Below are 20796 nucleotides of genomic sequence, written 5' to 3' on the forward strand. Positions count from 1 at the left end.
GTAAATGGTCTTCAACTTCCATGATCTTCCCCCATAGGGTCTTGCGCCGTGCGATGAATCGCACACCTGTTTGAGCATTCTGACGGGGAAGGACCCGAATCTTCGTGGATCGACATAAACGCTGGTGGGTACGTGCGGTTTTAGGCGCGATGCTGCTGACGCTGACCGGTGTCGTGCCGGCCTCTGCCGAGACGGCCCCGGTCGACCCCACTACGGCCCGCAGGCTGGATCTGCCGCCGTCGGCCACGCCGGCCGCAGGACCTGAACTGCACGGCGAGGCCCTCGCGGCTGCCGGTGGGCGGCCTGTCTCGGGCAAAAATCCGGAGGCCGGCCCGGCATGGAAGAAGGTGGGGGATACCTGGCAGGTGGATCGCACCACCGTGACCCTGCGCAACACGGTGACCGACCCGGACGGCGACCAGAGTGATCTGACGTTCGATGTGTGGACCGTGAACGCGGACGGCTCGCCCAAGGCGCACGTTGACACCGACAAGAACCAGTACGGCATGCCGGTCTCCGGCTTCGTCAAGTCCGGCGAGAAGGCCTCCGTCACCATCGACTACGGGTACCTCAAGCCCAACACGACGTACGTCTTCCGTACTTCCGCCTACGACGGCAGCCTGTACGAGACTGAGTGGTCCCCGTGGGCGAAGTTCACGATCCGGAACCACACCGTCGACATCACCTTGCCTGAGCCCAACAAGGACGCTCCCGCCGTCGACCTGGACCAGTACCAGAAGCCGCAGGTCACCAACGACCATGTGAATGCGTCCCCGGGCAACCCCGCCTCACTGACCCGGAACGAGCTGCCGGCACCGCTCGGCAAGGGCTGCAAAGAGACAGGCGCCAGGATCTACTGCGCCACGGTTGGCAGACCTGCGGACATGACGCCTGACGAGCGTTCACAGGTGGCAAAGGGACTGCGCACCATCGGTGTCTCCAGTCTCGTCTCCTGGTGCGATAGCGCTGCCGTCGGCCAGGACTACATCAAGCGCACCGAAGGCTGCGTGAAAAAGGCGAACGAAATCACCAACACGATCTATTCCAAACTTCCCAACGGGGAAATCTGGCCGGTGGGTCGCGCGATTTTCGCCTCGCAGATCGCGATCAAGACAGACATCAAGTCCAATACGTTCACGCAGGAGTGGAGCCTGAAGCCCCTGTCCTTCCGCGACGCGACCGGCGAGGCTTCGGAGTGGGGACCACTCACCTTGCGGCCCAAGTTCACCTGCACCCCTCAGTGCATCACCAGTGCCCCCACGTGGTCGGCGCCTGCCACCTGGTCGACGACCGGCGTCGACTACCATGAGGCAACCGCGACGTTCACGCACACTGTCAGCGGCGTGCAGGCCGGCGCCATCGTCCCCGTGCAGCTCATCTGGAAGTGGGACAACACCGTCCCGAATCAGCTACCGGACGCGTTCCCCGACGGAGACATCGGCAACTCGGTCCCTGATCTCGACATCCGCTGTGATGCCGTTGCCACGGCTACGCCGGGATGTGTGTTCTCCGCCTACAAGCCGACCTGGGTCATGAACTTCAAGAAGTTCCCGGCCTCCGTCGCGCACGCCTGGCTGACCCAGACCAAGCTGCCCAACCATCCCGGAAGCCAGACAGCCGGCAAGCCGCTGTTGTACCTGCCAGCTAGCGGCTCCATCACCGGGCGTACACCGACTCAGAACCGTGCCGTGATCTGTCCGTCAGGTTGGGCCGCAAAGTCAGGCAACCCCGACACGACCACACTCCCGGGCAACACACCCAGCGGCAACGATCCTCTGTCGTGCGACGAGTTCGCCTATGCCGCCACCTACAACAGCGGCGGCATGCCAGCCCCCGACGGACTCAACCCCGTCGCGTCGGGTAATCAGTGTGTGCAGACATACTCACAGCGCACCCAGACCGATGTGTGGCACTTCTACGACGACATGCGCCAGGCTGCGCCAACGTGGAAGGAAGTCTGCGGACGCTCCACCATGTCGAACTGGATGAACACGCAGTCCATGCAGCCGTTCCCGGCACAGTTCACGCAGCCGAACCGGCTGCTCGAAGAGGACCCCTACTGGTACTACGCTCCCGAGTTCTCAGGGTGCAGCGCTGCCGCAGCGACCGTGAAGTGCACGGTCAAGTGATCTGAACGACCTGTGGGGGCGGTGCGCACCGACTACGGTGGCGCTGCCCCCGCTCCTTTCCCGACGGGAGACACTGCTTTCATGACCGACGGCCTCCAGTGGCTCGAAGACCCGATTCCGCTCCCCGGCGGCTACTGCACCATCTTCGCGCGCGGTATCGACTCCGAAGACCTCGTACGCCGGCTCGTTCCTGGTACCGAGCCACGCTTCATCGGCCTGCGCACACATCAGGCGTTCGAGGCCGACCTGTTCCAGCTCGACCTCAGCAAGCCCGTGGACACGACCGTAGGCGTCCGTTACGGATCCGTCGGTGACCTTGCTTTCTCCATCGGATACGGCCCCTGGCAGGAAACCCTCAGCCAATTCGACACTCCTGAGCTCTCTCACGGAGGTGCGCGTACATACGAGCTCTATTTCATGGCCGAGCACCCTAACGTCCCTCCCCCGCATTTCCGTTACAACCATGACGGCGTGTACGAAGTGATGTGTGATCTCAATAACGACGACTGGACAGGAGTCGTCAACGTCCTTGGAGACAACGCCGCACTAGTCGCCGCACTGGAAGCCGACAAGCGGCGCCCCATGGAGATCCTGGAACAGCGGTTCGGCCTGACCCTGCCGAAGGAAGCGATCCTCACCGGCACCCTGCCCGCCGCGATCATCAAAACCTGACAGCAACACAACCGGCCCCCTGAGACCCCAGCCGACCAGTTCCGCTCCCCTCCCCACCAACGCAAGGCGACCCGCCCCCCACCGTGGCGTGGTCGGCCGCTCACGCCAGCAGCACCCTTCGCCGGCCAGGTCCACAGCGTGGTCGTCGCCCATCGTGTTCCCTTGTACTGCATACGGCCTACCCGCGCCCGTCGACCCACAGGACGAGGTGCGCTGCGGGCAGGCCCTGACCCGGGTTCTCCGGTCCTTCGAGAACGAGGCTCCACCCTCCGATATCGCCTACGAGTGGCCGCCACCTTCAACGTGCGGCCCACAACCCGGCCCGTAGGCTGAGCCTTTCAACGGTTGCGGATCCGCCCCCAAGAAACAACCCAGCAGCCCTGGGACCTCAGTCGTAGATCGGGAAGGACGCCTGGAACGACAGGCGCTCGTCGGCCGCGTCGCCGATGCCGGCGAGAATCCCGTCGAGCGCGATGAACTCCTCCCATGCCGCCCGGCCAGTCGCTTCGGCCAGCCGAACCACGACGAGATCTTCCAGCTCGGGAACACGCTTGTTCTTCCAGATCTTGTCGGCGAGGCTGACCAGCAGGTCCTCCAGGCCGACCCGCGCGTCCGCCCATGACGCGTGAGTCGCGGCGAAGCGCGCCAGTTCCGGGCTGATGCCGTGGCCGAGCAGAAGGGCCTGCCCGGCCTCCTCGTGCGCCGATCCGGGTCCTGAGAGCTCGGCGAGGTGCATCATTTTCCCTACGTCGTGGGTGGCCGCCCCGAAGAGCACCGCCTCGCGGTCGAAGACCACGGCGGGGTAGCGCTGTTCCACCCAGTCGACCAGCTGGTGCGCGACGTCATGAACGGCGCGCAGGTGGGCCGCCAGCCGCGGCGGACTTCCCAGCTCCGACAAGAGCTCTGCGACACGATCCGGCAGAGGCAGCAGGGGCGGGCTGACGGTACCGCTCATGGCTGTCGACAAGTTGTTGGTCATCACCGCCGTCAGGGTACCGACGGCGGCCCCCTCATGCGTCCGTAAGAGGAACCCTCACCGAACAGTCGCGATCTTGCTTGGCCGGAATGATCGACCTGCGCTGACGGCGTCTCATTGAGGGTGAGCGCGTCTGCGCCTGCGAATAGTCGGTCACATGATTCCCCCTGTGCTCTGCAGTACGGTTACAGGCGATCCAGCGCCAATCCCCCCGGCCACGGCTCCCACCGCTCCGACCATGACGGCCCCAGCCCCGACCATGAGCCCGACCACGGCAGGCCACAGAGTTGCGCAGACGGTCTGGCCGGAACCTGCGCAATCAGCCGCCCCTTGCGTACCGGCAGAAGTCCGTCACCCTTCTCCGGTGCGCAGACCTGCCCACCCTCCCGGTCGCTGCTCCTTGACTGCTCGTCGAGGCACAGAGGTTGCGCAGTAGTCGCGTGTGCGCCCGCGCCCTGCCTGACGGACCATGAGTTGACTGGAGGGTCTGCCTGATATGTGCGTCCGACTGGGCGGTTTTCGTATGGCAAAGACGGCGGGGAGTGATGGACGGGGCTAGCGTGGCGTCGACCTCAAGTGATCGTCGGCCCTATCCACGCTGGCCTTGGCCACCGAGCGGGCTGCCATGCCGAAATGAGTTCGCTTATGCGCCTCGCTTTTCGCCGAAATGGCCTCAAGAGGACGGTCGTGACCGCTTGCGGCCTGTCGGCACTGCTCGCCGCCTCCGTGACGACCGGGTCGGGCGCCTCTGCCGACGAGCCGCGTCCCGGTGGGGCGAGAAACCCCTCCCTCAATGGCCCGGTCATCACCCTCACCACCGTGAAGGTCGGCGCGCCTGGCAACCCGTCGGTGGGTATTCTCCCGTTCAAGGACGCTCTGTATCGCTCGTGCGCCGATGCGCCCTCCCTGAAGGAATGCCTTCGAGTTGGCGGCGTGCCATATCGCTACGAGATCGGCCAGCTTGAAGTCACCGTCGAACAGTGGGTGGCGTTCCTGAACACGGTCGATCCCGACGGACGCAACCGCCTTCGTCTCTACGACGAGACCGAGAGTTCGACCGCGTGGCCGAGGTACGGCCAGATCAACCTCTCTCCAAGTGCCGGCACGGGCCGCCACTACTCGGTGGCCTTCCCTCAGTGGGCGGACAAACCCTATGGCTTCGCGAACTTCCTGAGGGCGGCACGCTTCGTCAACTCCCTCTACAACGGCCGACTGGTCTCGAAGCGGACCAGCAGCAAGGGCACCTTCAACTACGTCACGTACCAGGTGGCGTTGTCTCCGCAGACCGAGCGCGGAATGTACGAACTGGCTAAGCCGAAGACCACCCGCGTGCATCGCACGGGGTTCGTCCTGCCGAGCCAGGACGAGTGGATCAAAGCGGCTTACTACGACCCGCGCGGCGGTGGCACCTACTCCTACTGGAAGTACCCCACCAACCCGGGCGTCTTCGGTGACGGAGCGGCAACCGCCCCCAGCCCCACTGTCCTCGCCCCCGGCACCGGCGAGGTCACCAACGCTGCGACCCAGCCCTTGGCTTCGTACCACGCGGACGGCAAAGCAGCGCCGAGCTGGTGCCCGCAACAGCTGAGCCCCGAAGCGTGTTCCACCGGCAACCCGCTCGGGTTCGACCCGGTCATCTACGCCAAGGCCTACCAGGGAAGCCTCAGCGCCGTCGGCGAGGCGAGGACCACATCGCCGTGGGGCACGCTTGACCAGGGCGGCAACGCGGTCGAGTGGACCGACACGATCACAGCGCCCCCTTCCGGGCAGAGTTCCCTGCGGGTCTGGCGGCGGCTGCACGGCGGAATCTCCAACGCGCCCGCCTACCAGATGTGGCCGTCAGCTGTTGGCCTGCAGCCGCAGGACAACGTGTTCTACAACCACACCTATCCGTGGCTGGGTCTGCGGATCGGCGTGATCGGCGACTGAAGCACGGCCAGCCCGGCCCGGGCGCGTATGCGCCCGGGCCGGGCTGGCCGACGACCCGGTAGCGTCCGGCATGCTGGATGAGCAACGGTGGCGGCACGTCTTTGAGGCGGAGGCCCGGCGCCGAGCGCACAGTACAAGTGCTGCAGTGGAGGCAGCGCAGAGCCGGGCGGTACTGGAGCGAATGGAGCCCGGCCTGCCCCCGCAGGAGGTCACTGACCCGTTCCATCTGGAGGTGCACCGGGTTCCGCGCTCAAGGCGCGGCTCGGCGGCCTCATGGCGCCCGGTGTGGAGGCGCTGTGCCTACCGGCGGAAGCCTCGCCCGGGATCGCGGACGCTGTGGCTGCCGAAGGGCAAGGCGACCGACTCGTCCCGCCCGCCGCTCTGCGCGAGCAACTCGACCTGTTCCAGCCCGCTCCGGTGCCCCACGAAACACTCCTCGGATCCGTACTCAGGAGTGCCTGCCAGATGATCACTGTTCTGCAACCCGAGGCCCGGGCGGCGCGCCTAGAAGTCCTACGCCGCGAGTACGTGAACGACATCATCGCCAGGGCCGCCCGCGCCAACCGCTCCGTACGCATCACCTCGTACGTCCTGGCGGACAGCGGGGAGGAGCGCCGGGCAGATCTCGACCTGATCCGCGCGCACGCGGTGACGCTGGCGTGGAAGGTCGCCTCCACTACGTTCGCCGACATGGGGCAGCCGCCGCCCCTCACACAGCGACCCGGTTTCGGTGCGGCCTGCCGGTACACCACGCAGGGCTACGCGCACGGCATCGGCGCCATCGCCCGCCCCGCTCTCACCACGGACGACGAGGCGTACACGCACGTCCTTGAGTACCTGTACCACCAGGGCGTGTTCCTGGCCTACCTACCCGCCGTCTCGGCAGGCCACTGAGCCCCCCCTGCCGCCGGGTGTCCACTCCCCTCCTCGGCGGCAGGGCCCTATCCCAGAAGGGAAACGACGTGCACGAACTAGTAGCGGCGCAGCTCGGTGAGCGGCGTCTTGTCCTACGGCCAGGCAGCAACAAGGCCCTGCACCTACCGAGGGCCCGGTTCGAGGAACTGCGCTCGTTACCTGATGCCGCCGTGCCTCCGTGGCTCGCCAAGGCCGCCCGGGCTCAATGGAGTCTCAACCTGACGGACCGGCGCGTGGACGACGTGATGCTGTGGCGTGAGCCGGGCCCGTACCAGTTCAGTCGTACCTCGGCTGTGACTACGACTGCGTGATGTGCTACCTCGGTGAGAAGCGGTTCGAGGGCCTTGACCGGGCAGGCAAGCACCGGCTCCTGACGGTGATGCGCAATGCGGGCGTGATCTGGCTGCAGATGACCGGCGGAGAACCACTGATCGACCCCGACTTTCCCGACGCGTACCAGCTCGCCTACAAGCTGGGCATGCAGGTCGAAATCCTCTCCAACGGCTCCCGCCTGCACAAGGACCACATCCTCAACCTACTGCGCACCTACCCGCCAACGAAGCTGACGTTGAGCATGTACGGCGCCACCGCCGAGACCTACGACGCGGTGACCCGCAACCGCGGGGCCTTCCAACGCTTCTCCCGCGGCCTGCGCATGGCCATCGACGCAGGGCTGAACATCGAGCTCTCCCCGATCGTCGTGCGCGCCAACGAACACGAGATCGGCGACATGCGGAGCTGGGCGCGCAGCCTGGGCTTGCGGTTCCGTGAGTACGCGAACATCTCGCCCACCATCCACGGAACCGCGAAGCCGCTGCCCTCCCAGTCTCCGCAGCACCTCACCAACCGGCAGCCGTTCACCGGCTGCCCGGCCGGCGTGACCTTCTTCCACGCCGACCCGTTCGGGCGGGCTTCGATCTGCAAGGTCGGCCGCGACCCGAACGTCGACCTGATCACTGAAGGCGTGGACGGTCTGACTCGGCTCGGCTCCATCGCCGAGTCCCTCATGCTTCGCACCGGAGGATGCAGCGGCTGCACGCTGTCCGGCACATGCCGGGTCTGCAGGCCGATGGCGAAAATCTTCCAGGAGGCGAAGGCACCACTCGCACACTACTGCCAGCACACCGAAAGGTAGCCCGATGACTGCTGTGATGGTCGAACTGACCCGCGCCCCGCAGACCGCCACCCCGCAGGACCCCCAGGAGGTCATCCTCGTAGCGGACGTGGACGCACTCCTCGCCGACGCCCTGCCCGGCTGCGGCGACGACAACCCGTACAACTAGGACCCCGGCCGGGGCCGCAACCGACCGCGGCCCCGACCCCCACCACCGCACCGGAGGCCCCCCTCGATGCCCACGCAGCGGCTCACCGACCTGCCCGACAACGTCCGGCACCTGATCGAAAAGGCCAGCGGCAGCCGAGTTGTCGACGTCGGCACCATCAACGCAGGCCTGAACAGCGCCATCGCCGCCCGCGTGACCCTCGACAGCCGCACGCTGTTCATCAAGGGCCTACCCCTTAACCACCCCCGCGTATGGACCCAGACGCGGGAAGCCCAGGTCAGCCCCTACGTACTGGGGATCGCCCCGCGTCTGCTGTGGCATGCCGAGGCCGATGGCTGGAGCCTGCTCGCCTTCGAGTACATCGCCGGCGCTCACGCCGACTACACGCCCAAGTCGCCCGACCTGCCCCAGGTCATGGCCAGCATGATCCAGCTCTCCGAAATCCCGGCGCCGGCACTCGAGCTGAAAACCATGCCGCACCGACTGAGGACGTATGTCGACGACCCCGCAGACCTGTCCTGGTTCGCCGGCAACCATCTCCTGCACACGGAATGGAACCCGCACAACGTCCTCATGACCGCAGACCACGCCCGGTTCGTGGACTGGGGGTGGGCCTCCATTGGCGCCGCGTGGATCGACCCGGCGCTGTGGCTGCTGTGGCTCATCGCGCACGGCCACACCTGCGAACAGGCGGAGAACGCGGCCTCCGACCACCCGGCATGGGACCTCGCCCCAGCCCGAGGTCTCGATGCCCTCGCCCGCACTCAGCATCGACTGTGGGACTCCATCGCGGACCAGAGCCCCGATGACTGGGCGAAGCCGATGCAAGCGGCAGCCGCAACGTGGGAGGCGTACCGCACGCGCTGACCCGACACCAAACAGTCCCGCCCCCCGCCACCGCGGGGGGCTCATCGCTTCCTCGCCCTCCTATGGTCCGACCTGCAACGCCTGCCGCGGCCACTGCATCCCTAGGACAGCCGTTGACGCAGAGGGGTACGTGCTCCCCGCGCCCGCGGGGATGGTCCCACAGCGGCCAGCCGAGGCAGGGCGGGCAGAGGTCCTCGCCGGGGGCTGGCGCCCACTACCGGCGCCGACCCTAACAAGGAGACTGGCACGCAGCCGTCCAGCGTAACCTCTTCAACCGCATGATCGACCAGCTCTACTTCTGCCTTCAGAAGCGTGAACTCTTCGACGAGCAGTCCGCCTTCCCTTCGCCCTCGCTGGCAGACGGGGCGGCAGCCTGAGCAGCCAAGACGTTGCCCGCGGTGCCGAAGGGAGCCGATCATTCGCCCATGAGACCCGAAGTTCAGGCGTTCGTCGCCGACGGCCCGCTCCCCGACTGGGACGCGAGCGCAGAAGAGGTCGACAGGCGCGCCGAGCAGCTCGAAGCGATTCCGAAGCCGGTCACGGGAGAAGAGGCCCGAGCGCTTGTCTCTTGCTTCGGCCCGGACGACTGCTACGGCGTCGCCGGAACCCTGCTGCACCTTATCGAGACCGGCCCGAACCCCGTCCTGACCACCGACCCAGGGCCCGACGCCAACGAGTGGCACAAGCGGCTCTACGACCGGGCCGTGAACGGAGGGCTTATCCCGCGAACTTGACGGCATAGCAACATGAGGTGTCTGCGCCCTGGGCAGCGGCAGAGAGACCATCCCCGCAGGTGCGGGGAGCAGCCAGGCGTACCGCATTTCAGGGTCCTTGTGCTGGGACCATTCCCACGAGTGCGGGGAGCAGACCAACCGTGCCGTCTGCCGCTCCCGTGAGGCGGGACCATCCCCGCGAGTGCGGGGAGCAGATGAGGCCCGCCTACGGCGCCCAGGCCGCGGTGGGACCATCCCCGCGGGTGCGGGGAGCAGTCGGCCCGGTCGCCGTGCACGAGGACCTTGCCGGGACCATCCCCGCGGGTGCGGGGAGCAGCCACAGTTCGGCCATGGAAGATCCCTCGCGGTGGGACCATCCCCGCGGGTGCGGGGAGCAGGTCCTGGTCCCGATGCCGCCCGAGCCCCTCGCGGGACCATCCCCGCGGGGGCGGGGAGCAGGCGGGCAGTTCGATCAGCGGGACGGAGGAGCCGGGACCATCCGCGACAACCTCATCGACCGCATTGCTGAGGCAGAACAGGAAGGATGGCTGGGCGAGATCGAAGGACTCGAGGTCAGCCTTGCCGGCACCCAAGACAAGCTCGCCTTGCTCGATGCCGAGCAGGCCCGCGCACGGCAGACGGTCGACCTGGGGATGCCCTCCTTCGCCAACCTCGCCGGCCGTACTTCGACGCCGGACCTTGACCAGAGCGCAGGGCCCCGGGCTGTTTCTGACGGCAGGAAGGGGAAGATCGGTGTATGCGGGTGACGATACGCGGTGCCTTGGTATCCGCCTTTGCGCCTGCCGTGCTCGGCGGGGCATCGGGGTCCCTGCCGCAAGGGGCTGTGCGGCACAGTGCGGCGTCGATCGAGGCGGTGTCGGAGAGGGCGGGGCGTGATGGACGACGTGTTACTTCGGAGCGGACACACGAGGTGGCGGACTCACGCCGTCTTCGCCATAGCCGGGTTGATGATCTTCGCCGGATGCGAGGACGACCGAGGCAAGCCGCCCCCGCCACCCAGCGCGCTGTCTGCCAGAGCCACGTGTGTGACGGCATCAGGGGAATTGATCGCCGATGTGAACCACGACGGACACCCGGACCGCGTCTCCGATCCCTCCCGCAGTGGTACTCGCTTCAGCATCACCTTCGGTGTCGGCACGGCCGATGAAGCGACTGTCGGGGCACGCGCCTTGGCCGACTACACCGGCGGCCGACAGGAGTACGTGATCGGCGCCGCCGCGGACTTCAACCGTGACGGATGGACCGACCTGGTCATCGTTGCGGGAGACGAGCAAGCCGGCGATACCCCGATCTACCCCCGGACCGCCGAGTTGCGGCTGGGCCCCTTCTCTAACACGGGCCGCGGACAGAAGATATTGCCTCTCGGTCTGGGGGCCACCTCGGAGATGTCCGTCGTTGACTACAACCACGACCGGTACCCCGACCTGGCGGTCTACGGCCACGTCGGCGACGGTGAACGGATGGCACGTGCTCGCCTCGGCGCCGAGGCCAGCGCACTGGCCGCGACCGGGGGTTACGAACACGGGACGGAGTTCGAGAGCCCGGCCCGGCTGCCCAACTCCGGTCTCGGCCGATTTTATCGGCCATGCTCTACGAGCGACATGACCGAGTGACCTCACCCGTTCCGGGCGCCTGTCCTGGACTGGTCGGGCCGGCGCTGCAGGCGGTCTGCCCATGGGGGGCCGCGCCGGGGACGGAGCAGGTGAGGGCGGCGACGCGGGCAGCGAAGGAGCAGGCGTCGGCGGTGTCCTCGAGGGTGAGGGTGTCGAGCCGGCCGCCGAGGTGGCCGAGTGCGGCGAGGCGGTGCAGCGGGCCGGCGGTGAAGGCGTCGCCGGCCCCTACGGTGTCGACGACGTCGACGGTGGGGGCCGGGACGGTGATGCGGGTGCCGTCGAGGGAGGCGAGGGCGCCGCGCTCGCCGAGGGTGATGATGACGAGACGGGCGCCGGCCGCGTGCCAGGTGTCGCAGGCTTTCTCGGGGGTGGCGCCCGGCAGGAGCAGGCCGAGGTCGTCTTCGCTGAGGCGGAGGATGTCGGCCAGAGCGCACCAGTGCGGGAGCCGTTGGTGGTAGGCGGCGGGCGGTACGAGCAGGGGGCGGACGTTGGGGTCGATGGACACGGTGGTGTGCTCGCGCACCTTGGCGAGGTGGTCCTCGATGTGGCTGCCGCCGGGCCGGCGGATCAGCGCGAGGGAGCCGGTGTGCACGGCGACGGTGTCGACGGGCGCGGTGCTGGACAGTTCGTCGGCGGTCCATTGCCAGTCGGCGGCGCCGTCGGCGAAGAAGGAGTAGGTGGCCTGGCCCCTGTCGTCGAGGTCGGCGATGGCAAGGGTGCTGGGCTCAGGCGCGGTCACGGTGTCGGTCAGGTCGACCCCGGAGGCGCTGAGGTGGTTGCGAAAGAGGGCGCCGAAGACGTCGGTGGACAAGCGCCCGAGGAAACGGGTGGGGGTGCCGAGCCGGGCGAGGGCGACGGCGGTGTTGGCGGGGCCGCCGCCGGGCAGGACGCTCAGGGCGAGCCGGGCGGGAGTGGAGTGCGCGGGGTCGGTGAAGGCGTCGGCGACGCACTCTCCGATGACGGTGACGCTGCCGGTGGCCGTATGCGTCATGCTCATGGGCTGTCTCTCTGTCGAAATGGGCAGCCCTGCAAGGGCTGGTCGGAGCATTCGCCTGAGTCAGCCCTTGACCGCGGAGCTGGCGACGCCCTGGATGAACCAGCGTTGGAAGAACGCGAAGACGATCAGGACGGGCAGGACGAGGAGCACGCCGAAGGCGAGGATCTGGCCCCAGTCGACGGGCTGCTGCACGGAGAAGACACCCATCTCCAGGGGCAGCGGGCGTACCGAGGGGTCGGAGACCATCAGGACAGGCCAGAGGTAGGAGCCCCACTGGGTGAGGAAGGTCAGGATCGCCACCGAGGCGAACGCCGGCTTGCTCATGGGGACGATGATCGCGAAGAAGGTGCGCCAGGGGCCGGCGCCGTCGATGCGGGCGGCTTCTTCGATGCTGGGCGGGATCGCGCGGAAGAAGGTGGCGAACTGGTAGAGGGAGAAGGCGTTGGCGATGAAAGGGATGGCCTGGATGTAGATGGTGTTGCGCTCGTTGTTGAACATGTAGAACAGCGGCACGGCGACCGCTTCGAACGGCACCAGCATCAGCATCAGGACCACGGTGAACACGGCGTTCTGGCCGCGCCACTTCAGCCGGGACAGGCCGTAGGCGGCCATGGAGTTGACGATCAGGCCGCCCAGGACCACGACCGTGGACAGGAGCACCGAGATACCCATGAAGCGCCAGAAGTAGCCGGTGGCGTCGGAGTCGAAACTGTCCAGGACAGCCGCGTAGTTGTCGAAGGACAGGTGGGTGGGCAGGAAGCCGGTCAGGCCGCTGAGGACCTGGTCGGAGGGCTTGAAGCTGCCCAGGATCAGGTACAGGACGGGCAGCACGAAGATGAACGCCAGGACGCTGAGGACGGCGTAGTCGGCGAAGCGGCGCAGGGGTGTGCGGGTCATGATCAGTCCTCGTAGCCGGGGCGGACGACGCGGCGCTGGATGAGTGTCAGGACGACAACGATCAGGAAGAAGACGACGGTGATCGCGGAACCCATGCCGATGTTGTTCTGGTTGAAGGCGGCGGTGACGGCCTGGTACATCACGGTGCGGGTGGCGTCCTCGTCGAGGCCGCCGCCGTTGACGAGGACGTAGATCTGGTCGAAGACGCGGAAGGCCAGCACCGACGTGAGCATGGCGACGAAGACCAGGGTGCCGCGGATGCCGGGCAGGGTGACGTGCCGGAACTGCTGCCAGCGGCTCGCGCGGTCCAGTTCGGCGGCCTCGTAGAGCTCGCTCGGGATCTGCTGGAGGCCGGCGAGCAGGATGACCATCTGGAAGCCGACGCCCTGCCAGATGGACAGGACGATGACCGAGGCCATGGCGGTGAGGCCGTCGCCGAGCCAGTCGAAGGCGCCCCAGTTGCCGAAACTCACCGCATGCAGCACGGAGTTGAGCAGGCCCTGGTCGCTGCGGGCGAGGATGAGCCGCCAGATCACGGCGACCAAGGCCATGGGGAAGACGACCGGCATGAAGAACAGCGACCGGAACAGGCCGATGGCCTTGAGCTTGCGGTTGAGCAGGATCGCCAGCCCGAGCGCGAGGCCGGTCTGCACGGGGACGACGACCACGGCGAAGGTGAGGTTGTTCAGCACCGCCCGCAGGAACGGGCCGGACATGTCGGGGTCGGTGAAAATGCGCCGGTACTGCTCCAGTCCGAAAAAGGTCGGCGGGATCGGGGAGCCGAGGCGCACGTTGTAGAAGGAGAGCACGATCGCGTAGACGAACGGCACGCCGACAAAGGCGATCAGCCCGCCGAGCGCGGGCGCGGACATGAGCAGTCCGGGCACCCATTCGCGGCTCTTGTACGCCTTGCGGGGCGGCTTCGCGGTGGTCACCGGTGGGGCCGTGTCTCGGCCTGCGGGCGTGGCGTGCGGGGGTTCCACGGTTTTCACGGGTCGGTCCTACTTCCCGGCCGGGGCGGGCACGGTCGTCCGCGCGCCCGCCCCGGCCACCGGGGGTTCTACGGGGTCTTGTAGCCGTTGTTGTCGGAGAAGTCCTGGTCGATGGCGCGGGCGGCCTTGGCCAGGGCGGTCTTCGGGTCGGCGCCGCCGTAGATGTCGTTCACGGCCGTGCTGAACTTGGCGGTGACCGTGGGATATCCGGCGGTGACCGGGCGGGTCACGGCGACGCACGCCTTGGTGATGTCACTGTCGCCGCACGGCTTGGCGAGCTGGTCGGCGAAGAGCTGCAGCGGGCCGCCCTGCGTGTAGAGGGTGTTCTTGGCGAGCGCGGACTTGGTGCCGGGAGGGGCGCCGTTGGCCGTGGTCATCGCGGTCACGTTCGTGTCGTTGAGGAGGTAGTCGAGGAACGCGCCGGCGGCCTTGCCGTTCTTGGTGGCTCCGCCGATGCCCCAGGTCCAGGAGCCCTGGCCGGTCTTGGGGCCGTTGCCGAAGTCGGGCAGCGGCAGGGCCACGAGGTCCTTGCCGAGGGCCTTGCTGTCGGCGGGGTAGGCCCAGTGGCCGCTCCAGCTGAGGGCGACGCGGCCCTTGACGAAGGCGCTCTGGTCGGTGTTGGCGTCGGTGTACTTCTTCCAGGACTGGAAGGTCTTCATGGCCGCCGCCACGGCCGGGGTGTCGAGCACGCCCTCGGACTTGCCGTTCTTGATCAGCGCGCCGCCGGCCGAGAAGACGATGGGTGAGAAGAGGTAGGTGCCTCCCTCGTTGGCGTAGCCGCCGCTCTCCGACAGGTCCAGGGGCTTGCCGTCGGAGTCCTTGGCGGCCAGCTTCTTCAGCGCCGCGTTGAACTCGTCCACCGTCCAGGCGTCGGAGAGGCTGGTGGGGTACTTCACGCTGGCAGCATCGAGGAGCTTCTTGTTGCCGTACATGCCGAGCCCGGAGTCGTACATGCCCAGCGCGTACAGCTTGCCGCCGACGGTGCCCTCGGCCTTGATCGCGTCGGTGGCGTTGGAGACCGTCTTGGTCGAGACGTAGGACGAGATCGGCGAGAGCTTCTTGTTCCAGACGAAGTTGGCGACCGTGGGGCCGTCCATCTCCATGACGTCCGGCAGCTTGGAGACGTCGGTGGTGGTGACGGTCTTGGTGTAGTCGTCACCGGGGATCAGCGTCAGCTTGACCTTGATCTTGTCCTGGGAGGAGTTGAAGGACTTCACCGCGTTCTGCACCGCGGCGTCCTCACTGGCCTGGCCCTGGTGGGCCCAGACGGTGATGGTGCCCGTGCCGCTGCCCGAGGAGGACTTGGCGCCGCTGCCGCCACTGCCGCCGCAGGCGGCCAGCGCCGCCAGCGGCAGAGCGAGTGCCAGCGCCGTACAGGCTGTCCGGCGTGGTCTGCTGTTTCCGACGATCATGGGTGGTGCCTCCGTATGTCGTGCGGGGTGAGGGTGAGTGGTGCCGGTGGTGTGCTCGTGTGGGGGCGTGGGGTCTCAGGGGCCGGGCTCTTTGATCACCAGCGGGTGCAGTTGCCAGACGTCGACGGTGTAGCCGAGGCGTGCGCCGGGTGCGCTGTGAGCCTCGAGCCGCCACGGGCCCTGTCCTGTGGGGTAGAAGCGCAGGGTGAGGACCTGGCCGGTGGTGGTGAGGAAGACTTCGGCGATGGAGTGGTCGACGATCACGCGCAGGTCGACGGGTACGTCGGTGGGGCAGGGCATCCGGTAGCTGCCGCCGTGGGCCCGGGCATCCAGGGAGGCGTGGTCACGGTCGACGACCAGTTCGCCGATGACCGGATCGAGGCGGATGTCGAGGTACTCGGAGTCGTCCGGGCTGGTCAGCAGCCGCAGGCCGGCCGATGCGGTCGGCTCCAGGCGGGCCGTGAGGTCGAAGGCCCGGCCCACGGTGCCGAGCTGGACCGGGCCCGGACCGTGCGCGATGCCGGTGGCGTGGACGGTGCGCTCGCCGCGCAGGGCGAGCAGTTCGGCGGCGGGCTGCTGTCGCAGCGAACCTCCGTCGACTGAGACCTCGCGGGGCACCGTGAGGACCCCGGACCATCCGTCTGCGATGCTCCAGGCTTGGTCGCGGGCTTCCCCGGACCAGGCCCACAGCAGCCACCGGCCGCCGGGTGCGCGCAGCAGCGCGTGCGCGTAGCCGTCGGGGCCATGCTCGACGAAGACGGGCGGTCCGCCCTCGAAGGCGTCGCCGTGTTCCTCGCCGATCAGAGCTACGACGCAGCGGGGGCTGTCGTCGTCGTTCCACGCGCTGAAGATCAGGGCACCGGGCCCATCGTCGGCGGCCGGGAGGTACTGGGGGCACTCCCAGCCCTCCCCTGTGTGCAGGCCGATGTTGCCGACGTCCTGCTTGTGACGGGCGGCGAACGGGCCGCGGTAGGTCCAGGTCTCCAGGTCGGGCGAGTCGTACAGCAGGGCGGCGCCGCGGCCGTCGGCGAGGGCGGCGCCGACGAGCATCCGCCAGCCGTCGCCGTGCTGCCAGACCTAGGGGTCGCGGTACATGGTGCAGCCCTCGGGCACCTCGGGGATGAGCAGCCGGCCGCGCGGGGTGAAGGTTGGTCCGCCGTCGTGGGAGGTGGCGGTGGTGACCGGCTGGTGGTGTGGGCTCTCCTGGCGGTAGGCGGAGTAGAAGGCAAGAAGCCGGTCGCCGTCGGAGACGGCGTTGCCGGAGAAGCAGCCGTCGGCATCCACGCCGCCCGGGGTCGGGGCGAGGGCGATCGGGAGGGGTTCCCAGCTGATCAGGTCGGGGCTGCGGAAGTGACCCCAGTGCATGTTCGCGTGCGTCGCGCCGTGCGGGTTGTACTGGTGGAAGACGTGATAGTGGCCGTCATGGAAGACCAGTCCGTTGGGGTCGTTGATCCAGTTTTGGGGCGGGCGCAGGTGTGCGACGGGCCGGTGCGGATCGAGGGGTGCGGTGGACACACGCGTGCCTTTCGGTGGATCGGAGAGCGAACCGCGATCAGCGGCGGGTGCGGGCCATCGGCGGCTCGGCGGCGCCCCGCGCGCGGGGCGGGGAGGGCGCGGGGCGCCGCGGTCAAACCGGTGGGGCTGGGCAGGTCAGGGATGCCCGGCCACACCGGTGGTTCGAAGACGCACCTGCCGTGCCGGACGGGTGCGTGGCCGGGGCGCACTGCGCTGGTCGGCTCGGTTGGGGCGTTGTGTCGTGCACAGGTACATGGCGGCTCAGCCTCTTTGGTTCAGGCGTCCGGTGCGGGGGTGCTGTCGCGGACGACCAACGACGGCTCCAGCAGGACCCGTTCGGGCTCGGCGTCCGGGTCGGCCATGCGTGCCAGCAGCAGCCGGACGCATTCCCGGCCGACGGCTTCCAGCGGCTGGGCGACGGAGGTCAGGCCGGGCGAGAGGATGCCGGCGGTCGGTGAGTCGTCGAAACCGACCACGGCCACGTCCCGGCCCGGGGTGGCCCCGCGCTCGCGCAGCGCGTAGTAGCAGCCCAGCGCGAGGGTGTCGCTGGCCGCGATCACCGCGGTGGCACCCGCGTCCAGCAGGGGTTTGACGGCACTGCGCGCGGCATCGACGTCGTCGGCGCTCTGGGCCCGCCGGGCCCGCGTCGGCAGGTCGTGCCGTCGCATGGCCCGCTGCCAGCCCTCGGCACGGTCGTCACCGACGCCCGAACCGCGCTCCCAGCCCAGGAAGGCGATCTTGCGGTGGCCGAGCGAAATCAGATGCTCCACCGCCGCGTCGGTGCCGGCGGCGCCGTCCACATCCACCCAGTCGCCGATCTGCCGCTTCGACCACATCCGGCCGAAGGCCACGAACGGCACCCCCTGCTTGTCCAGCCAGGGCTGGCGCGGATCCCCCCGCTCGTCGGTGTCGCTGAGCACGAAACCGTCGACATCGTACTGGTCGAGGAGGTCCTCATATCCAGTGAGGCTTGCGCCACCGGGCGGTGAGGCGAACAGCAGGATGCGGTACCCGGCCTCGTCGGCGGCCTCCGACAGGGCGTGCAGGAAACGGTCCATGACCGGGGCCGTGGTGCCGGGCGGGGTGGGCCTGACGCCGTAGCCGATCAGCTTGCTGGAGCGGGTGCGCAGGGTCTGGGCGGCGCGGCTGGGCCGGTAGCCCGTTTCCTCGATCGCCCGCAGCACCCGCTCAAGGGTCTCGGGGCGCAGCTTCTCCGGCGCATTGATCGCGTTGGACACGGTCGGCGCGGAGACGCCGGCCCGGGCGGCGACCATGGCGATGGTCACCGGGCCCTTGGCCGAGGAGCTGCGAGGGGAGCGGGGCATGGCGATCTCCAGGATCGGTCAGACGGAAAGAGGCGAGTTGTGGCCTCTATTTAAGCGATTCAGAGCGGCTTGTCAGCCATGTAGCCTCGTGATTAGGTTCGTTTTATCGATTTAATGAACGAGAGGTTGCGCCCCATTGGACGTCACTGTCAAGACCCACGACGGCAACATTTCCGCCACCGCCTCCGCTGCCGCGGCCCAGAGCCTGCAGCCGTTCCTGCATGACGCCGTCGTCACGCTGCACGCCCCGAGCTTCGTCATCTCGCAGGCAGACGGCCAGGTCACAGGCGGTGCGGACGGCTTCTTCCACGGCGACAACAGGGCACTGTCCCGGCTGACGGTCACCGCCGCGGGCATCGCTCTCGCGCCGGTTTCCGGAGGATTGCAGGGCGCCGACCGAGCCGGCTTCCGGGCGGTCTTCCGGGGCCTGGACGAGGTGACGGAAGACCCGGTGGTGGCGCTGCACCGCCGCCGCAGCGTCATCTCCGGCCGCCTGGAGGAGACCTTCGAGGTCACCAACTCCGGCGCGCAGCCCGTCCGCTTCCGGCTCACCGTTCAGGCGGCCACCGACCTCGCCCCGATGGACCGGGTGAAGTCCGGGCAGCACCTCGACGACATACCCGCCCAGGCCACGGCGGGCGGACTGGTGTGGTCCCGCGACGGGTTCACGGTACGGCTGCTCAGCACCCCGGCGCCCGACGCACTGGACATGCAGGCCGGGCAGCTGTCGTATGACATTGATCTGGCTCCCGGCCGGTCGTGGACCGTGCTCCTGGCCTGCACGGCGGCACAGGCCGAGGACGACCAGTTCCCGGCCGCACCGGCCGAACACGTGCCGTGGAGCACGCCCGTGCTGCGCAGCGCCGACCGCCGCCTGGACCGCTGGCTGCAGCAATCCCTCGCCGACCTGGACCGGCTGCGCCTGACCGACCCGCTCTCAGCCGGCACCCCGGCGGGCCGCCCCGACCAGTTCCTGGCCGCCGGAGCCCCTTGGTACCTGACTCTCTTCGGCCGCGACGCCCTCTGGGCGGCCCGCATGCTCCTGCCCCTGGGTACCGAGCTAGCCGCCGGCACCCTGCGCACCCTCGCCCGACGCCAAGGCACCCACACCGATCCGACGACCGAGGAACAGCCCGGCAAGATCCTGCACGAAGTACGCCGCACCACCCAGCAGTTCAGCGACACCCTCATCCTGCCGCCGGTCTACTACGGCACCATCGACGCCACCCCGCTGTGGATCACCCTGCTGCACGACGCCTGGCGCTGGGGCCTCCCCCCTGAGGAGGTCGAACAGCTCCTGCCGCACGCCGAGGCGGCCCTGTCCTGGATGCGCGAGCAGAGTGATGCGAGCGGCGACGGCTTCCTCAAGTACGTCGACCAGACCGGCCGTGGCCTGGCCAACCAGGGCTGGAAGGACCACGACGACTCCATCCGCCACCGCGGCGGGCGCCTCGCCGCATCCCCGATCGCGCTGTGCGAGGTGCAGGCGTACGCCTATGAAGCCGCGCGCGGCGGAGCCGCACTGCTGCGTGCCATCGGCCGGCCGGGAGCCGACGAGTGGGAGGACTGGGCCGAGCGACTGGCCACGCGTTTCCGCAGGCGGTTCTGGGTGCAGGACTCCCAAGGCGCCTACCCGGCCGTCGCGTTGGACCGTGACGGCCAGCCCGTCGACTCGGTCACTTCCAACATCGGCCACCTGCTCGGCACCGGCCTGCTGAACCATGAGGAAAGTGCCTTGGTCGCGGCCCGCCTGAGCGCACCGGACCTCGACTCCGGCCACGGACTACGCACCCTGAGCAGCGAGTCGGGGGGCTTCAACCCCTACGGCTACCACACGGGTTCGATCTGGCCGCACGACACGGCGATCGCCGTGCACGGTCTCGTCAGGGCCGGCTTCCCCCAAGCGGCCACCTCGCTCGCGGCGGGCCTGCTCACCGCATCCGCCGACTTCGACGCCCGATTGCCCGAACTCTTCGCTGGCCACGCAGCCGAAAGCGGCTCACGTCCAGCGCCTTACCCCGCCTCCTGCCGACCGCAGGCATGGGCAGCTGCAGCGTCGGTCCTCGTACTCCAGGCCGCCCTCGGCCTCGACGCGGACGTGCCCAGTGGCACGGTGACTGTTGCGCCTACGTTCGCGCGTGGGTACGGCCCTCTGTCAGTAAGCGGACTCCAAGTCGCCGGACGCCCTCTGAAAGTCACCGTCGAGCCGGACGGCACGGTGGACGTGACGGCGCCGGAAGGGCCAGCGATAGTCGCACCCAAGACGGTGCAGACGAGTCGAGCACGATCAACCTGAGCGTGGTCTGCCTCCTTGGGCCGTTGCGGCGGGGTCGGCCTACGTCCCTGCCTTGGTCGCCGCGTAGTTCAGAGAAGTCACCAGGCCGAAGCTGATGGCACCTGACCAGATCGTTCGGGGCATACCTCACCTCCGCGACAAGCCCCGAGCAGGTCCAGCCTACGAGCGCCCCCTCCGCCCCGCATGCGTGTGCGCGTCACTTGTGGCACACCGCGGCGGTCGCCAGCATGCCCATGCTCCCGAC

At 68.4% G+C, this 20796-nt stretch carries 18 protein-coding genes, 2 pseudogenes and 1 CRISPR repeat array; of the genes and pseudogenes, 11 read left to right on the top strand and 9 right to left on the bottom strand.

Features of this window, described 5'->3' with window-relative positions:
- The first annotated feature begins 149 nt into the window (after positions 1–149).
- Positions 150–2129 (top strand): hypothetical protein, encoded by a 1980-nt coding sequence (locus tag ACQF4J_RS00125; RefSeq protein WP_427164094.1) that lies wholly within the window; start codon positions 150–152, stop codon positions 2127–2129.
- An 81-nt stretch (positions 2130–2210) separates the two neighbouring features.
- Complete coding sequence (locus ACQF4J_RS00130; RefSeq protein WP_427164095.1) at positions 2211–2801, top strand: hypothetical protein; 591 nt, start codon at positions 2211–2213, stop codon at positions 2799–2801.
- Between the two features lie 388 nt (positions 2802–3189).
- Here ACQF4J_RS00130 and ACQF4J_RS00135 read toward each other — a convergent pair whose 3' ends face one another.
- Positions 3190–3780 (bottom strand): phosphohydrolase, encoded by a 591-nt coding sequence (locus ACQF4J_RS00135; RefSeq protein ID WP_351581754.1) that lies wholly within the window; start codon positions 3778–3780, stop codon positions 3190–3192.
- Between the two features lie 642 nt (positions 3781–4422).
- Here ACQF4J_RS00135 and ACQF4J_RS00140 point away from each other — a divergent pair.
- The gene (locus tag ACQF4J_RS00140) at positions 4423–5706 is read left to right on the top strand and encodes a hypothetical protein (protein ID WP_427164096.1); all 1284 of its coding nucleotides are present in this window, start codon (positions 4423–4425) and stop codon (positions 5704–5706) included.
- A 300-nt stretch (positions 5707–6006) separates the two neighbouring features.
- Here ACQF4J_RS00140 and ACQF4J_RS00145 read toward each other — a convergent pair whose 3' ends face one another.
- On the bottom strand, positions 6007–6132 hold the full coding sequence (locus ACQF4J_RS00145) for a hypothetical protein (RefSeq protein WP_351581685.1): 126 nt from the start codon (positions 6130–6132) through the stop codon (positions 6007–6009).
- 39 nt (positions 6133–6171) lie between these two features.
- Between ACQF4J_RS00145 and ACQF4J_RS00150 the strand changes: the two genes are divergently transcribed.
- The 7 genes and pseudogenes from ACQF4J_RS00150 (at position 6172) to ACQF4J_RS00180 (ending at position 11118) form a co-directional block, all read left to right on the top strand.
- Positions 6172–6600: a hypothetical protein gene (locus ACQF4J_RS00150; RefSeq protein ID WP_427164097.1), complete on the top strand. Its 429-nt coding sequence runs from the start codon at positions 6172–6174 to the stop codon at positions 6598–6600.
- Between the two features lie 331 nt (positions 6601–6931).
- The gene (locus ACQF4J_RS00155) at positions 6932–7756 is read left to right on the top strand and encodes a radical SAM protein (protein ID WP_427164098.1); all 825 of its coding nucleotides are present in this window, start codon (positions 6932–6934) and stop codon (positions 7754–7756) included.
- A 4-nt stretch (positions 7757–7760) separates the two neighbouring features.
- Positions 7761–7904 (top strand): hypothetical protein, encoded by a 144-nt coding sequence (locus ACQF4J_RS00160; protein ID WP_351581679.1) that lies wholly within the window; start codon positions 7761–7763, stop codon positions 7902–7904.
- Positions 7905–7970: 66 nt separating this feature from the next.
- Positions 7971–8771 (top strand): aminoglycoside phosphotransferase, encoded by an 801-nt coding sequence (locus ACQF4J_RS00165; protein WP_427164099.1) that lies wholly within the window; start codon positions 7971–7973, stop codon positions 8769–8771.
- 188 nt (positions 8772–8959) lie between these two features.
- A pseudogene (locus ACQF4J_RS00170) lies at positions 8960–9148 on the top strand (IS110 family transposase); the annotation flags it as partial.
- Positions 9149–9196: 48 nt separating this feature from the next.
- A complete protein-coding gene (locus ACQF4J_RS00175; protein WP_427164100.1) occupies positions 9197–9505 on the top strand; it encodes a hypothetical protein in 309 nt (102 codons plus the stop codon).
- A gap of 43 nt (positions 9506–9548) precedes the next feature.
- Positions 9549–9943: direct repeats of the CRISPR family, unit length 29 nt; unit sequence GGGACCATCCCCGCGGGTGCGGGGAGCAG.
- 605 nt (positions 9944–10548) lie between these two features.
- Positions 10549–11118 carry an FG-GAP repeat domain-containing protein gene (locus ACQF4J_RS00180; protein WP_427164101.1) on the top strand — a complete coding sequence of 190 codons (570 nt, stop codon included), beginning with the start codon at positions 10549–10551 and terminating at the stop codon, positions 11116–11118.
- On the opposite strand, the gene ACQF4J_RS00185 is transcribed toward ACQF4J_RS00180, so the two are convergent.
- The 7 genes and pseudogenes from ACQF4J_RS00185 to ACQF4J_RS00215 all read right to left on the bottom strand — a co-directional run bounded on the left by ACQF4J_RS00185 (position 11096) and on the right by ACQF4J_RS00215 (position 18256).
- Positions 11096–12115, bottom strand: a complete 1020-nt coding sequence (locus tag ACQF4J_RS00185; protein WP_427164102.1) for a carbohydrate kinase family protein — start codon at positions 12113–12115, stop codon at positions 11096–11098. The two genes, ACQF4J_RS00180 and ACQF4J_RS00185, sit on opposite strands and share 23 nt — an antisense overlap.
- Positions 12116–12175: 60 nt before the next feature.
- Positions 12176–13012: a carbohydrate ABC transporter permease gene (locus ACQF4J_RS00190; RefSeq protein ID WP_427164103.1), complete on the bottom strand. Its 837-nt coding sequence runs from the start codon at positions 13010–13012 to the stop codon at positions 12176–12178.
- Between the two features lie 2 nt (positions 13013–13014).
- A complete protein-coding gene (locus ACQF4J_RS00195; protein ID WP_427164104.1) occupies positions 13015–13947 on the bottom strand; it encodes a carbohydrate ABC transporter permease in 933 nt (310 codons plus the stop codon).
- Positions 13948–14072: 125 nt separating this feature from the next.
- Positions 14073–15416, bottom strand: a complete 1344-nt coding sequence (locus ACQF4J_RS00200) for an ABC transporter substrate-binding protein (protein ID WP_427164106.1) — start codon at positions 15414–15416, stop codon at positions 14073–14075.
- A 75-nt stretch (positions 15417–15491) separates the two neighbouring features.
- Positions 15492–16001, bottom strand: a complete 510-nt coding sequence (locus ACQF4J_RS00205; protein ID WP_427168541.1) for a GH32 C-terminal domain-containing protein — start codon at positions 15999–16001, stop codon at positions 15492–15494.
- Positions 15999–16931 (bottom strand): annotated as a pseudogene (locus ACQF4J_RS00210) (glycoside hydrolase family 32 protein); the annotation flags it as partial. The pseudogene ACQF4J_RS00210 and the gene ACQF4J_RS00205, both read right to left, overlap by 3 nt.
- A 275-nt stretch (positions 16932–17206) precedes the next feature.
- Positions 17207–18256 (bottom strand): LacI family DNA-binding transcriptional regulator, encoded by a 1050-nt coding sequence (locus tag ACQF4J_RS00215; RefSeq protein WP_427164107.1) that lies wholly within the window; start codon positions 18254–18256, stop codon positions 17207–17209.
- 136 nt (positions 18257–18392) lie between these two features.
- Here ACQF4J_RS00215 and ACQF4J_RS00220 point away from each other — a divergent pair, with 136 nt between their 5' ends.
- Positions 18393–20552 carry a glycogen debranching N-terminal domain-containing protein gene (locus ACQF4J_RS00220; RefSeq protein WP_427164109.1) on the top strand — a complete coding sequence of 720 codons (2160 nt, stop codon included), beginning with the start codon at positions 18393–18395 and terminating at the stop codon, positions 20550–20552.
- Positions 20553–20796: the final 244 nt, after the last annotated feature.

This window comes from Streptomyces sp. C1-1, assembly GCF_050214755.1.
Taxonomy (GTDB): Bacteria; Actinomycetota; Actinomycetes; order Streptomycetales; family Streptomycetaceae; genus Streptomyces.